The organism is Paenibacillus pasadenensis DSM 19293, from assembly GCF_000422485.1.
GTDB classification, from domain to species: domain Bacteria; phylum Bacillota; class Bacilli; order Paenibacillales; family Paenibacillaceae; genus Paenibacillus_O; species Paenibacillus_O pasadenensis.
The window spans coordinates 79,181-93,456 of record NZ_AULW01000051.1; the positions used below are offsets into that span (position 1 = coordinate 79,181).

The 14,276-nt window shown below is 46.3% G+C and carries 19 protein-coding genes; 11 read left to right on the top strand and 8 right to left on the bottom strand.

Translation table 11 applies throughout. The features are described 5' to 3' along the window. Positions 1–113: 113 nt before the first annotated feature. The gene (gene rlmH, locus H582_RS0107530) at positions 114–593 is read left to right on the top strand and encodes a 23S rRNA (pseudouridine(1915)-N(3))-methyltransferase RlmH (protein ID WP_028598057.1); all 480 of its coding nucleotides are present in this window, start codon (positions 114–116) and stop codon (positions 591–593) included. A 286-nt stretch (positions 594–879) separates the two neighbouring features. On the opposite strand, the gene H582_RS30775 is transcribed toward rlmH, so the two are convergent. Genes H582_RS30775 through H582_RS30785 form a run of 3 tightly spaced genes read right to left on the bottom strand, consistent with a single transcriptional unit; the run spans position 880 to position 2,151 of the window. Next, positions 880–1,419: a TetR/AcrR family transcriptional regulator gene (locus H582_RS30775; protein ID WP_028598058.1), complete on the bottom strand. Its 540-nt coding sequence runs from the start codon at positions 1,417–1,419 to the stop codon at positions 880–882. A gap of 38 nt (positions 1,420–1,457) precedes the next feature. Beyond that, positions 1,458–1,814: a DMT family transporter gene (locus tag H582_RS30780; RefSeq protein WP_084136805.1), complete on the bottom strand. Its 357-nt coding sequence runs from the start codon at positions 1,812–1,814 to the stop codon at positions 1,458–1,460. A gap of 16 nt (positions 1,815–1,830) precedes the next feature. After that, entirely contained in the window at positions 1,831–2,151 is a 321-nt protein-coding gene (locus tag H582_RS30785; protein WP_084136808.1) for a DMT family transporter, read from the bottom strand. Between the two features lie 457 nt (positions 2,152–2,608). Between H582_RS30785 and H582_RS30790 the strand changes: the two genes are divergently transcribed. The 10 genes from H582_RS30790 to H582_RS31665 all read left to right on the top strand — a co-directional run bounded on the left by H582_RS30790 (position 2,609) and on the right by H582_RS31665 (position 9,623). Further along, complete coding sequence (locus H582_RS30790; protein ID WP_084136811.1) at positions 2,609–3,100, top strand: hypothetical protein; 492 nt, start codon at positions 2,609–2,611, stop codon at positions 3,098–3,100. Between the two features lie 28 nt (positions 3,101–3,128). Beyond that, the gene (locus H582_RS31650; protein ID WP_156876691.1) at positions 3,129–3,392 is read left to right on the top strand and encodes a hypothetical protein; all 264 of its coding nucleotides are present in this window, start codon (positions 3,129–3,131) and stop codon (positions 3,390–3,392) included. A 186-nt stretch (positions 3,393–3,578) separates the two neighbouring features. Continuing rightward, on the top strand, positions 3,579–3,764 hold the full coding sequence (locus tag H582_RS0107550; RefSeq protein ID WP_028598059.1) for a hypothetical protein: 186 nt from the start codon (positions 3,579–3,581) through the stop codon (positions 3,762–3,764). Positions 3,765–3,878: 114 nt separating this feature from the next. After that, positions 3,879–4,379 (top strand): HGGxSTG domain-containing protein, encoded by a 501-nt coding sequence (locus tag H582_RS31655; protein ID WP_127464566.1) that lies wholly within the window; start codon positions 3,879–3,881, stop codon positions 4,377–4,379. Between the two features lie 213 nt (positions 4,380–4,592). Next, complete coding sequence (locus H582_RS26480) at positions 4,593–5,411, top strand: recombinase family protein (RefSeq protein ID WP_084136814.1); 819 nt, start codon at positions 4,593–4,595, stop codon at positions 5,409–5,411. Between the two features lie 53 nt (positions 5,412–5,464). Next, the gene (locus tag H582_RS31660; RefSeq protein WP_156876692.1) at positions 5,465–5,635 is read left to right on the top strand and encodes an IDEAL domain-containing protein; all 171 of its coding nucleotides are present in this window, start codon (positions 5,465–5,467) and stop codon (positions 5,633–5,635) included. Positions 5,636–6,027: 392 nt separating this feature from the next. Continuing rightward, positions 6,028–7,170: a replication initiation protein gene (locus H582_RS32560; protein WP_174817706.1), complete on the top strand. Its 1,143-nt coding sequence runs from the start codon at positions 6,028–6,030 to the stop codon at positions 7,168–7,170. 14 nt (positions 7,171–7,184) lie between these two features. Next, positions 7,185–7,421 (top strand): hypothetical protein, encoded by a 237-nt coding sequence (locus H582_RS0107565; RefSeq protein WP_028598060.1) that lies wholly within the window; start codon positions 7,185–7,187, stop codon positions 7,419–7,421. A 152-nt stretch (positions 7,422–7,573) separates the two neighbouring features. After that, the gene (locus H582_RS30800; protein ID WP_164820180.1) at positions 7,574–9,280 is read left to right on the top strand and encodes a recombinase family protein; all 1,707 of its coding nucleotides are present in this window, start codon (positions 7,574–7,576) and stop codon (positions 9,278–9,280) included. A 1-nt stretch (position 9,281) separates the two neighbouring features. Beyond that, a complete protein-coding gene (locus tag H582_RS31665) occupies positions 9,282–9,623 on the top strand; it encodes a hypothetical protein (protein WP_127464565.1) in 342 nt (113 codons plus the stop codon). Between the two features lie 18 nt (positions 9,624–9,641). On the opposite strand, the gene H582_RS0107580 is transcribed toward H582_RS31665, so the two are convergent. The 5 genes from H582_RS0107580 to H582_RS0107600 all read right to left on the bottom strand — a co-directional run bounded on the left by H582_RS0107580 (position 9,642) and on the right by H582_RS0107600 (position 13,945). Further along, entirely contained in the window at positions 9,642–11,288 is a 1,647-nt protein-coding gene (locus H582_RS0107580; RefSeq protein WP_028598062.1) for a recombinase family protein, read from the bottom strand. Further along, on the bottom strand, positions 11,285–12,844 hold the full coding sequence (locus tag H582_RS0107585; protein ID WP_028598063.1) for a recombinase family protein: 1,560 nt from the start codon (positions 12,842–12,844) through the stop codon (positions 11,285–11,287). The genes H582_RS0107580 and H582_RS0107585 overlap by 4 nt, the downstream gene beginning before the upstream one ends. Before the next feature lie 10 nt (positions 12,845–12,854). Next, the gene (locus H582_RS31670; RefSeq protein WP_156876693.1) at positions 12,855–13,004 is read right to left on the bottom strand and encodes a hypothetical protein; all 150 of its coding nucleotides are present in this window, start codon (positions 13,002–13,004) and stop codon (positions 12,855–12,857) included. A gap of 75 nt (positions 13,005–13,079) precedes the next feature. Beyond that, a complete protein-coding gene (locus tag H582_RS0107595) occupies positions 13,080–13,490 on the bottom strand; it encodes a JAB domain-containing protein (protein ID WP_084136820.1) in 411 nt (136 codons plus the stop codon). A 65-nt stretch (positions 13,491–13,555) separates the two neighbouring features. Next, positions 13,556–13,945 carry a hypothetical protein gene (locus H582_RS0107600; protein WP_028598065.1) on the bottom strand — a complete coding sequence of 130 codons (390 nt, stop codon included), beginning with the start codon at positions 13,943–13,945 and terminating at the stop codon, positions 13,556–13,558. Positions 13,946–14,276 lie beyond the last annotated feature (331 nt).

Below are 14,276 nucleotides of genomic sequence, written 5' to 3' on the forward strand. Positions count from 1 at the left end.
TTTTAAGGGGAATCCGCGCGCCGCATAAGCGAGCATTCGTCTATCTTTTGCTACGGGGGGCTGGAATCGGATAAGCTGGGAGGAGCAGATCAATCGTTCGGAGGACCGTGGACATGCAGATTCAGATCGTATGCGTGGGAAAGCTGAAAGAGAAGTATTGGACCGGCGGCGTGGACGAGTATGCGAAGCGGCTGGGCGCCTATGCCAAGCTCGACATCCGCGAGCTGCCCGACGAAAAGACGCCGGACTCCATGAGCCCGGCGGAGGAGGACCAGGTGCGCGCGCGCGAGGGCGAGCGCATCCTGGGCGCGCTGCGGGACGGCGCGCATGTCGTCGCGCTGGCGATCGACGGCGAGACGTGGTCGAGCGAGCAGCTGGCCGCGCATCTGGACAAGCAGGCCGTCTATGGCGGCGGCTCCGTCAGCTTCGTCATCGGCGGCTCGCTCGGCCTGTCGCCCGCCATCCTGAAGCGCGCTGACAAGAAGCTGTCTTTCGGGCGGATGACCTATCCGCATCAGATGATGCGGGTAATGCTGCTCGAGCAGATTTATCGCGGGTTCCGGATTAATCGGGGGGAACCGTATCACAAGTGATGGTACACACAATCAGAAAAGAAATAGTGTTTGATAGTAGCTATATCAGCAGATTAAGACGATAGTGACAATTGTCCGTCGAACAAAGACTATAGAATAAAGTCTTTGTTCGAGGCTATTTATGTTGAACTACAGAACCCCAGTTAGTTGAATGAAGTAATATTTTAAAATATTGAACTGTTAATTTCTCGCTATATCTTCGTAGTTCCTCATTTAAAATAATCATCATATTAAGCACGCACTACCTTCAAGAGAGCTTTGAGTGACAAAAACTAATCATTATCGGTCATTGTTGTTTAGTCATTTCTAATAATCGCTCAATTACTTTTTGCTTTAATTCATGATTTAGCTTTCCAACATTAAAAATTCCCGAATACCATAAGCCATCAATCGCTAATCTAATAATGGCAGCCTCTACAGGGTCTAAACCGTCCGTAGCCATCTCGTCAGATATTTCATGGTATTCTTCATCTATTTTTGAAAGAAAAACTGGATCTGTAAACAATGATGCAACATAAGCTGTAATGAGCTTGTTTGATGATTCCTCATCCTTTAGAGCGGATTCTAGATAAGCACGATGCCATTTTCCAATTGAATCGGATGCATCGTTTGATCTTGTTCGTACATCTTCAATAAAAGCTTTCGAATACTCATTTATCATACCTTTTATAAGAGCATCTTTACTTGGAAAATGATAAAGAAGTCCACCCTTACTAACACCAGCCTTATTCGCGACGGCTTCTAATGTTAAATTTTCCATTCCTTCATGCTCTACTAAATAGGAAGCTGCATCTAATAAATTTTTTCGTTTTGAATTACTTCTCATAATATATTGAAACTCCTTAATTCAAGTAACTAACTTGATTATTTTGAAGGAGAAGCAACTTTCCCTTTTCCCGATCCTTTTGAAAAGTTTAATAGTACAACCCCACCAATAATCAATAGTAAACCTAATGCAGTTACAATACCAAATGGTTCTTTCCATAAAAGTGCACCTACTAAAGCAGTTATGGCTGTTCCAACTCCTGCCCATACCGCATAGGCTAGACTTAAAGGTAAGTTTCGCAAACTTAATGTTAGAAAGAAAAATGCTCCCCCCATTCCAATAATCAACCCAATTACAGGACTAAGATTAGTGAAACCTTCGGTAAGCTTAAGCATTGTAGTACCAAAGACCTCACATATGATAGCTAAACTTAAATATAAGTATCCCTTTTTCATGATTTACCTCCCCAAATTAACCTGCTGCTAGTTTCATTACAACTACACCAACAATAATAAGTAAGATTCCCATTACTTTTTGAGTGTTTATTTTTTCCTTGTAAATTAAGACACCAACAAGTGTGGTAAGTGCAGTACCCACGCCGGACCATATAGCGTAACCTGTTCCCAATGGAATGGTATTAAGAGCCATAGATAGACAATAAAAAGCCAATCCCATGCCAGCAATCATTCCAATAGACGGCAATATTTTCTTAAAACCATTTGATAATTTCATCATGGAACTCCCAAATACTTCAGCAACGATTGCAACAGCTAAAAATACATAAGCATTCAATACAGAGTCCTCCTATTCGAGATGGCTTTATGATTTCTTTTTAAATACAAACTGAATCACTCCTTTCAAGTTAAGTGTACCGTACAGACGGTTTTTTGTGAAGGAAAAACTTTTTATTTTTTTCTGCTCAAAATTTGTTGCCGAAATTATAAATAAAACAACAGAATCATTTGTAAGACGGACTGCTGTTTAAATCTTTTATTCAACTAACCTCCCGTTACTTTAATGCCCGCTGCCAGTCTACAACTTTAATTTTGACTAAATTATAATCGCTGGGTTTACTTCTATAAGGAAGGGTCGTACACTGTACGTTGTACACAGTAACCAGCTATTAGTGATACAAACTTTACCAACCTTGACAATATAAACTTGACTACACTTAGAAGGCTTATTCCACTTGTTGAAATTGGAGTGAGCCTTTTTTTCATGCAGAAAATTTTAAGGAGATGAACAGACAATGGCAAAACGTGAACAGGTAGTATCGGGAGTAGCAGCAGGGGAAGCGGTGCGTTCGATTGCCCAGGCACAAACAGAGTACGAGAAGTTAGTGGACGAGGTACGGGGCTACTGTCGGAAGGCTAGGGAATTAAGGGAACAGGCGGCAGAGTTGAGGCGCTCAGGACGGGCGGATTCACATGTAGGGACAGAAATGCGGCAGTTATTAGATCACGCTGAACAGTATGAGTTGTTAGCTGACCAACAGGACGGACACCCAAGGCTAGAAGCAATTCGCCACATAGAAGGCTTACAGTGTGAAGCATCTGCATTGAGGGGAACTGTAAAACATAACCAAGGCGTATTAGACCGTCAGCGGAAGGAACTTGAAGAAGCAAAGGAAGAAGCGGTAGCAATGGTTCAAAGAGCGGAAGAGCGAGTACAGGAAACAGAACGTCTTATAGCTTACGAGATGGAGAAGCTTGCGGAACTGGAGGGGAATGGAGTTGAGTAATTCAATACCGAGCAAATGGGAGCAAACGTTGAAAGACCTGCATTCACGATTCCCTAGAAAGATAGCTCATGAGATTGTTACGGAGGATGGAGTGTTTAGATTAGACAAGCCCGAAGAAGAGTTGATAGAAGTAGTCGATGTTGAGGACGTAATTGAAATAGTAGACGACAGCGAATTAATTGAATTAGTGGAGGGTAAGGAATATGAAACAACTGAGCCTCGAAGCATTGGAAGCACGCCGCCAGCACGAAAGGGAGTACAGAAGAAAGTGGCGGCAGAAGCCGGAGAATAAACAAAAGGAAAAGGAGTACAGACGGAAATATTGGGAACGTAAGGCATGGGAAATAACGCAGTAATACGAGCACCAACGAGAAGGGGCAAAGATGCGTTGCATATAACTTGCACCGTATATTCTAGCCTCCTGACACTGAAACACGAAATAAACCAAACTTCACGGTTACAGGAGGGCATAACAAAGATGGACGAAATGACGGAGCATGAAAGGTTCCTGCTGGAAGAGCTACAAGCAGCAAATGATCTGCTTTTAAGAAACGCATACCTTTTAGATGACTATATAGATTACATCAATGCAGCAGGACTGCGTGAAGAGTTTGAAGCATTCAGGACAGTAAAGGCACAGCAAGAAGTAAGTAAAAGCAGCTAAAGTTGAAACATTGGATTGATAGATTGAATTGATAGATTGGACGGCTGGGGGCGTGTAGACCTCCCCCCCGGTCGGGGAAACGAACCCCATGTCATGAGGTTAGGCGGTGAGAGAATGGTGAAAAAGCTGTGCGGAGCTAAGACGAGAAACAGCGGACAATGTAAAAAAGCCGCTTTAGAGAATGGACGGTGTAGGTTACACGGTGGGAAATCCACCGGACCGAAAGACCGTACAAAGCTAGAGGGCAACAAAAACGCATTGAAACATGGACTGTATGAAACGATCTGGGAGGATACGTTGACGGAGGAAGAACGGGACCTGTTTGCCCAGGTATCAACTGAACCGACAGCGCAAGTTGAAAATGGGTTCAAATTATCGGATATACGCATACGGCGCATGATGCAACGTATTAAGCAAGAGGAACAGAAAGAAAAGCCGAACCCTGCGGTCATACGTGCCATTGAAGAAGCGATCACAAGAGTTGAAATGAACAAGGTAAGCCTTGTAAGGGAGGGTAGTAGGCTGTTAGAAGTGCAGGGCAAAAAAAGCGATGGGTCTTTAGATCAATTGGTTGAAATACTTGCCCGAGCAAGAAAGGAACATATACGCAGCTAGCAGAGGGAGCAAACAGGCGAGGGGGCTTGTTCGTTCCCCTTTTTAGTTTCCTCTTAGAACGACTGGACGGGTACACATAGGGAACAAGCATACATAAACCATTGATATGCAAGACTTTTTGGGTGTTTTTATTAAACTCTTATACATAGGAGTTTACGAATCGCCCGATAGGATCGTAAAGTATATTACAAAATACGACAAGGGGGAACGGTCATGGAAAAAGTATTTGGATATGTTCGTGTCTCAACGGAGACTCAAGCTGAGAAAGGCTATGGACATGAAGTACAAGAACAAGGAATTAGAGAATACTGTCAGAATAATAATTTGAAGCTGGAAAATATCTTTTACGACCTTGGTATTAGCGGAACAGAAATTGAACGGGAAGGGCTAAACGATATGATTGCCAGTTTTGGGGATGAAGTAAAAAGGGTTATTGTTATGAATACGAGCCGTCTTTGGAGAAGTGACACTCTTAAGGTTCTAGTAAAAAGGCAACTTGAAAAAGCAAAGGCCGACGTAGTGAGTGTTGAGCAACCGACTTATAGCATCTACACAAAAGACCCCAATGACTTTCTAATTAACGGAATGATGGAACTATTAGATCAATACGAACGTATGAGCATTAACTTGAAACTGGCTAGAGGACGGAAGCAGAAGGCAAAAACTGGTGTCAGAGGTTGTGGAAATACGCCGATCGGCTACAAGTGGAAACATGACGGTGTAGAAAAACCAATTGTGGTTTTAGACTTGGAGCAAGCTCACATCGTTCAAGACATCTTTAGTCGCTACTTAGAGTTCAAGTCCTTAACCAAGGTAAAGAAGCACCTAGACGCAAAAGGTCATAAAACACAGCAGGGCAAAGAGTTTTCAACTATGTCTATCGGTAATATATTGAAAAACCGCTTTTACATTGGTGAGGTTTCTCACGCCAGCGTGGTGACTAAAGGTCAGCATGTAGCAATTATCAACCCGATCACTTTTGGGAAAGTACAGGCTTTGTTGAAGCGCAATAATCAGAAGAGGGCTAGCTAGTGGACTGCAACAGATAAGTGAATTGAAAAAATATTGATTGGGAGGTTGGACAAATGGGTGAATTCAAAGAAGCAATGATGATGTGTTCAGAGGACTACGACGAAATGATAGACATGGCTCTAGCTTTGAAGGATAAGGATTGGTTTGAAGAGCTAGTCAAAAAGCAAAAGTGGTTACGTGAGCTGGAAATCCAAGCACGACGCGAGTTAGGCGTACTCGACTAGCACAGAGGGAACAAGTCAGAGACCAACGAGAACCGGGCGAGATGACGTTTTCAGTGGGTATTACCGTAAATTACACCGCAGCGGGATAGCAAAAGGTGAGAGCGTGGAATCTCGTTGTCATCCTCTATTGACACCTGTTTGGCAAGGTGTCATAATAATCTCACCAAATGGATTCAAAATGCTTTAGTCAGCATTGACTACTACTTGATAAACTTGTAACCAACTTTCGACTCTTAGAACACTTGTTTTGCCTGCACTGGGCGACAAGTGTTTTTTTACGTTTAAAGACCTGAAAACAAGCAAATCCCGATAATTATTAATTAGTCTATTAAGTCTTAAAAAATACAATCACAAGTCTTAAAAAGTGCATGAGCAAGGGAGGGCAACAAGCAATGAAAGCCAAGGTATCTATTGACAAATTCGTGGTGGAATATACGGATGTGCCGAGAAGCGTTTACTATGCTTTAGTGAAAAAGGCTGTTAAAAGCGGTGAATTGTTCAAACAGAAATTCAATTATCAGGGGTACGGGTATCAATTACATCTACGGAAGCGAAACGGTGCATATTTGCATGTGTTTTATAGAAACTGGAGTGAGCCGGAAGGCATGTTATACACGTTGCGGGTAGAGACGAGACCGGAATACTATTTTCACTTCAAAGAGGTGCTGGATACCCTACGCCGCATTTCCAGCGGCATTTACTTTGTTAGCTGTGATATTGCCTACGATGTAAAGACTTCAATGGACAATGTGGTGGTTATTCCTCATGATGGCCGTCGAAAATTGAGGGAATTCAAAGGGACACGCTATTTCGGGGAGAAGCATCAGCGAAAGACGAATGGACATTGCAAGATATACAACAAGCGGTTGGAGTTATATGAGAACCAGAATGTTGTGATTGATCATGAATTAACTCGAACTGAGAATGTGTACAAGCCAGACAAGAGGATACCGCTAGCGGAGCTACTCCAGTGTCCCCCAGAACAGAACGACGATTACTTTGCAGCGGTGATTACGGATTGGGGCACACTTCCAAAAAAACGGGTAGAACAGGCTCGTATGCTGATGAATGAGGAAGAGAGTAAGGATGTAACCCCGTATATACGTAAAAGGGTAAAAGAAACCCTTGCTCCCTCGTATCAGATAGACTTCAACGAGTTAGCAAGGGAAGCATGGGAGCCGCTATTAGAAGAACTGTGTGGGGTATTGCTTGGGCAGCAGAAACCACAAGTTCAAGAGCGACAGTTACAAATGGCAGTAACAAATACAGTATACGATGAACCGAAGGAAGAAAACGACAGTAAAAACGAAGGTTGTGCAGATTTTGGAAAGTATCGTATACTTCGCAACAATACAAGAGTACGCAAGCGACTAAACCAGCAAAGAATGACTGGTGTATTTGAGTTGAGAAAAAAGACAGATTCTCATTGGATTGTGCCGTCTTCAAGAGTCCAGCAAAAAAATTCAACTTTTTTTGTTTTCCCCTTAAAAAAACCGTCTCTTTTGATATATGTCTATTGCAAGCAAATATCATGAGGGAGGAAAAATCAATGAAGAAGCACCAAGACAAAGGGCATTATGTGAGGGAAGAGTACTTGAAGCAAAGGATTCAAGCGTTAGATGCTGCAATAGGGCATTTAGTGAGATTCAATCCAAAGATTGGCGGCGTAAATCTAGAGCTCTGTGATGTGGCGGATGTTGTTAATCTGTTAGACGAACATAAGGCTAAGGCTGAGCAAGAGCTTTACCATGTTAGACGTTGCATTCTTGACCGTCATTTTAGCTGAGAGGTGGCACCATGATTAAAGTTGATACTCAAATAATCAAGCCATCTGCAGAAAATGTCAAGAGAGCGGAAGTTGTTAGAGTTCTCGCCGAATTAATCAGAAAGTATGGTCATCGGAAATCAAAATAAAAGTTATTCAAGATGGGTAGGCGCATGATTATTAGCGCTTACCTATTTTCTCAAAAAAGAAATGCTGAGGTGGAAAATATGGGGGACGACAAGGTAGCGATCTATATTAGAGTCAGTACAGAAGAACAGAGAAATGTAGGATGTTCGCTAGAGGCACAGGAAGAAGAACTTCGTCGGTATGTTGCATCAAACGGACTTACTGTTTTCGATGTTTATTGCGATGGCGGATATTCGGGTAAAGACTTTAACCGCCCTGATGTCCAACGTCTTTTTTCTGACATGGCACAGAACAAGTTTCAAACAATCGTTGTATGGCGGCTCGATAGGCTTTCAAGAAGTAATCAAGACATATTAAACCTAATGGGTAATGAGTTACAGCCAAGGAATATGCGGCTGTTAGTTAGTACGTGCGGTATTGACTCTTCAACCATAGAAGGAAAAATGTTCATCAGTTTGCAGGGGACATTTGCCGAGTATGAGCGTAATGTAACAATCGATAGAGTGAAGTCGGGAATGAAAAAAAGAGCCAGTAACGGTGAATTTAACGGAGGCACATTACTAGGCTACGATATAGTGAATAAACAATTGGTTGTTAATGAGCAAGAGAGCGAGATAGTGAAAAGGATATTTGAGATGCGCGCTGAAGGAATGGGCTATAAAGCTATTGTGAACAGTCTTAATTCATATGGTTATAAAACCAAGAGAGGGAATAACTTCGGTATTTGTGCGGTTAGATTGATCTTACACAATAAAGATTACGTGGGAGTGAACACTTGGGGGAAAAAGGAGGACTGGAACCTTAAAAGAAGAAAAGGCACACTTGAAGAAGCACCTGAAAGAAACGGTAAGCATCCAGCAGTTATTTCAATAGAATTATGGGAGAAAGTCCAAGCAATTAATTGCCTGCACAAGAACTCCTTTACAGCAATCAAATCTCATAGTGGGAATTACTTTCTAGCTGGTGTTGTTAGGTGTCCGAAATGTGGGGCAGGTATGGTTATGCACAAGAATAAAATCCGAGGGACTAACGACTACCGAAGATACTATATGTGTCAGGCATACCACCAAAAAGGCAGGTCAGAATGTTCCTCAAATTTAATTAGGGCTGATTGGATTGAACAAGAGGTTCTGCATGTGTTAAGGGAATCTGTAAACAGCATGGATTTGGTTGATGAAGTGTTGAACAAGATTGAGGAAGATGTTTCACAAGACAAGCAGCCATTAGGACTACGTTATAATGAATTGAAGTTACAAGTGGAAAACAGAACCAAACAGGTTGATTTGTTAGATGAAAGGTATTTGAATGGAGAGATAAGCTCCGATAATTATAATCGGCTCATAACCAAGGCGCAAAGTGAACTAGATGAAGTAAATGAACTCCTAGCAAAGACCGAACGCAAATTAGCCAGATTAGATTATGGGAGCCAGATCAATTCACAAATGGTTGTTGAGATACTAAAGGACTTTGACTCATTATTTGAGGTAGCGGACGATCAGGAAAAGAAAGTATTGATTCGTTCTGTAATTAAGTCCATCCATGTTTCAACTGACAGAAAGAAGCTGGAGAGAATATCCCTTTGGATTGGTGATGACTTATGTGTACCAGCAAGTTGTGAGCGCAGAACCGTATCACAAGTAGGGCGAAATTTTGAATATTCAGGTATTATTGAGGATAACTCTGCAATGTGGCAGGATCTTATCAAAGAAGAGCAAATGGGAGGAACGTATTAATATGATCGTGCTAAATGATCCAGACACTATGCGAGAATATCTCAGGGGAGTGCTTGCGCGAGCTCGTCACCATGCCCCAAATGTAGAGGCCTGCGTTATTGCTCTCTTTGGTGGAGTAATAGCATACAAGGATAACGGGACTGACTTGGAAGTGAAGGAACATGAAGGGGATATGAAAAATGTCCTCTGGGCACAAATAAAAGGAAAGAGATACGCATTCACTTATAACCAAGATAAACAATGTATCGATATGCGAGAAAGTAGCACGCATGGACCAGCTAGAGAAAGCTTCGACGATACATGGACACTCAGGAGAATCAGGGAATTGTTTTCAACGCTGTAATCATATAGTTAAGCAAAGCTAAATTGCAATGGTCAGATTTTGTGTTAATCGTGCGGCTTTTCCTTCAAAAGGAAAAGCCCCTTCCGCAATGTTGTCAGCGGAAGGGGCTAAGCTTAAAAAATGCTTCTCGGTCTCCTCGTTGAAGGCGAGCTCGACGCTGTCGATGCGCTTCCTGTCGTCCAGCGTGATCCGCTTCACGACCAGGTGCAGCAGGGTCTTGCGCTGCGGGAATGGCGATCGGCGGAGCAGGGCGTCGAGCCTGCCCACCAGGGAGCGCACGAGGTCGTAGGAGACGGGCTCGGCCTGATCGCCCCGCAGCTCAAGCTGCAGCTTCGATCGGCGGGTGAGTTCGACGTCGAGCTCCCGGTTCAGGTCGTTCATGCGACCCGCAATCATGTCTCGGTCCATCTCGTCCATCTCGTAAAAATCAAGGTACTTGCGCTTCTTCTCTTCTAGCCTGTCGATGCGGGACTGCACCACCGCTAGCTCGTCCTGGAGAGGCTTGATCCGTCCCGTGCGCCGTTCATTGACGCTCTGGACGACTTTCTTGATGATGTCGGGGTTCTCGATTGCTTGTCGAATGCGATCTGTCACGGCTTGTTCGGCTTCGTCCTTGCGGACGCTGTTGGCGTGGCAGACGGAGCTGCCCTGGCTTCGGAAGCGCCCACAGGAGTAGTACATGCGAACAACCTTCGTCCCGTCCTTCGTCCGGTTTACCGTGCGGCTCGCGGTCATCGCCGCGCCGCACTCGGGGCAGCGGATGAGCCCGGTCAGCAGGTATTCGCCCTCGAAGCGCTTCTTGGGCATGGCGCTCTTCTTCTGGCGGAGCAGCTGCACCTTCTCCCAGAGCTCATCCGATACAATCGCCGGGTGATGACCTTCGACGAGAATTGGCTCGATTGTCTTACCCTTGCGTCTACGCTCGGCCCAGTTCTCGTAGCGATTGTAGCGGATTTTTCCGACGAACATCGGGTTATCGAGAATGTCCCGTACAGCACAGATGGAGAAAGGCTTGCCACTTTTGGTCGTGCTCCCCCGGTGATTCAGGGCATTGGCAATTGCCTTTAGACCATGACCGGCGGCATATTGCTCGTAGATGTAGCGGACGACTACCGCTTCCTCCTCGACGATGATGATCTCGGAGTCTCTTTCCCGTTCGCCTTTTGAAATTCGGTACCCAAGCGGCACCTTGCCGTTGTGTTTCCCGGACTTTGCCCGTTGCTTGTGGCCCATCTTCACGTTGTCCACGATCGTGTTGCGCTCCAACTCGCCGACGGCACCCATCATCTGGAGTGCAAAACGGCCCATCGAGGTGGTTGTGTCGAAGTTCTCGGAGAAAGATCGGAAAGCGACGTTGTTCTTCTCCAACTGATCGACGATGTGTAGGAGATCGATATTTTTGCGGGCCATCCGGTTGAACTTCCAGACGATCACTTCGTCGAATTTCTTATCTTCAGCGTCCAGGAGGAGACGCTGTAATTCATAGCGGCCTTTCATGCTTTTTCCGCTTACGCCACGATCCACATACTCCCCGGCGATCTCCCTGCCGTAAAGTTCGCAGTATTTCCTGAGCGTGTCGAGCTGGGCGTCGATGGAGTAGCCATGCTCGGCTTGCTCCTCCGTGCTGACGCGGGCATAGATGGCGACTCTGATCAACTGGTTCATGCCTGCTTGCCCTCCTTAATTAGAGAGGGCGGTATCTCCAAGTTTCGTAAGGCTTCTGAACCATGGATGACAGCCTTCGTGATGTCCCGGTTCTGAGGCAGGGTGACTTTTTTAATGAGGCTTCGAAATAGTCTTTTCTGTTGCTCGGGTGAGGCACGGCGAAGTAATGGACGAAAATTATCCAGCGCCTGACGTATCTCTGCTGCTGGAATGGAGCGCTCGGGGTGTTTGGCCAACTCCTGCTCCAACTGCGCCCGTTCTTCTTCCAGTAGCGCTGACTCGGCCCGCACACCGTCAAGTCTTTTTCTGAGTTCCGGGGCGTCGATGTGTCCGTCCTCAAACATTTCATAGCAGCGCTTGCTTCGGCCTTGTAGGGAAACGAGTTGGGTATCGATTCCCCTTACGCGTTGCTGGACAGGCTGCAACTTCTTTTCGTTTCTGGAATTGATCTCCTCGACGAGTCGCTCGGCGACGGAGGGATAGGCCAGAAAGTGCTGAACCTGTTCACTGACCCAGGCTTCGGCTGCATCCGCCGGGATGTGATTGGGAAGGCATGCCGCTCGTCCGCCAGAGTTGTAGAGACTGCAAACGTAATAATGATTGACCTTACGCGTGCCGTCCTTGCGTTTGCGCGTGACATGGGCAGGGACCATACTGCTCCCGCAGGAGGGACACTTGAGCAGCCCTGCCAACGGAAAGTGGCGAGGGGTGAGCTTGCTCGGCGGACAGGATTGTTCGGCAAGCCGATCCTGGACTCTTTCCCAGAGATCCAGAGAAACGATGGGGTCATGCTCGCCATCTGTTACTCTTCGCTCTCCCTTGTCATCATGGTAGACAATCTTCCCGATGTAATTCACGTTTGTCAGCAGACCGCGTACGGAGACGGAGTAAAACATCTTACCACGCTTGGTGCGGTAGCTGTTGCTATTCAATCGGTTAGCGATGGCCTTCAGGCCGAGGCCGCTGGCGTACCATTCGAAGATGGATCTCACGAGATCGGCTTCGTCGGGAACGATTTGTGCTGTTTGGTGCAGGTCCTCAAGATCGGGAATCCAGTAGTACCCAAGCACTTGATTGCCACCGTTCCACTTGCCGAGCCTGTTTCGCCGCTGCATGCCGAGGCGGACATTTTGGGCGATTTGTCGCCGCTCGTTTTCCGCCACTGCTCCGACCATCTGGAAGAAGAACTTCCCCGCCGGGGTATCTGTCTGGAGATCTTCCGTCAGGCTGTGCAGCTTGACATTTTGCTGGTCCAGCAGCTCGACGATGCGCAAGAGATCGGCTAGCTTTCTGGAGAGCCGATTCAGCCGCAGGCATAGGACTTGGCCGAAGCGTCCGCTCTTGGCATCTTTAAGCAGTTCGAGTAGCGCCGGTCGACTTTCGATAGATCTTCCAGAGACTCCGGCGTCAACGTAGATGTTATACACTCCGATCTGGGCTTTCCGACAGTAGTCGAGCAAGGCGGCTTTCTGGGCATCCAGGCTGTATCCGTCGATTTGCTTCTTGGTCGAGACACGGAGGTAAAGGCCGGCAAGGGATGTCTTTTCAATACCCATTAGATGGCCTCTACGCGATACGCCGTGCGCCAATGTCTTTCATAAATTGCTCCCAGAAAGCAATGCGCCGCTGACGCTCTTCTTCGATAAGCTGGCAGATCATGTCGGCAAGAACGTCAATGAACAAATCTTGCTCGTTTGTTTGCTGGTTAATATCCATGTTAAGTTCCTCCTCGGTGATAGTTGTTTTCTTCACTACGATGATTTCTGATTTACCTGGATTTGGGACTGTTGCTTACATCAGTCCCCGTTCCTTCAGGCTTACGAAATTCTCGTTTCCGAGTATGATGTGGTCAAGAAGATCGATGCCAAGCAGGCATCCGCTGTCTCTCAAACGCTCTGTCAAGTCCACGTCCTCCGGGCTCGGATCGGGCTCCCCGGAAGGATGGTTATGGCAGGCTACGATTGAAGCGGAATTCGCGAGGATTGCAAGCTTAAACGTCTCTCGCGGATGCACCAAGGATGCGTTCAGCGTCCCGGTCGAAACCTGGTGGATGGCGGTCGGCTCGTTTTTCGTGTTCAGGCAAAGGATGCAGAATGTTTCCCTGTCACAGTCCCCGATGAACTGGCGAAAAAGCGCCGCCGCATCCGCCGGAGTGCGGATCTTTCGGTTCGGGTAGAGAATCGAACTCGATTCTCGGACCATTCGCAGGCTGACGACCTGAATTCTTTTCGCGGGTTTTCCTTGATGGGAATCCAATGGTTCGATCGTCACAGACAGACACCCCCGTCCAGCATCCCCGCAAACCACCTTTCTGTTGTGTCGGGTTGGGAGCCGACCAGTGAAATCAGAAAGGTGAACCTATCGTTGTCTTCCATCAGGCAGACTTTGAAAAGCTGGCAGTCTTCAAGAGCGATTCGCTCAGCGTACTCTACATCGACCGACCAGCTTTCAAGTTGGTAGGTGGAAAGGCATTGTCCAGGAGGCAGCACGAGTAGCGCGTATCCGTGGTCGGACAATCGGAACTCTCCGCCATCGTGATCGAGTGATAGCTGCAACTGGTCCAAGAAATCCCCGAGAAACCGGCAAGCGGGTGCTGGCAGCGCATTTTCTGTCGTACAAAAGTCTTGCATGTCTTGAAGAGTATCGATATGAATCATTTCTATTCGCCTCCATGATTGGTTTCTATTAATCCCCATATCATGGATATATTAAATGGTTGAAAACCCAACAAATACGGTTTGTTACAAGGGTCGGACAAGTCGTTCGGTGAAATATCTTTGTTGAATTGTCCGTACCCATTACTTGGCGAAGCCCCCGGACTTTCCCGAAAAAGCACCCGCAGCCCCCTTCGGGTGAGTGAGCCCCCGAAAGTGATTTGCGGAGAACCCTCGCGGCACTTAGGCTTTGGTGTGTTGCCCCCGTTGCCCCCGGCTTGGAGCGGAGAGAGGCAACTTTTTGGAGAACGTTCGTTGTCAGGGGGGGGGGGGG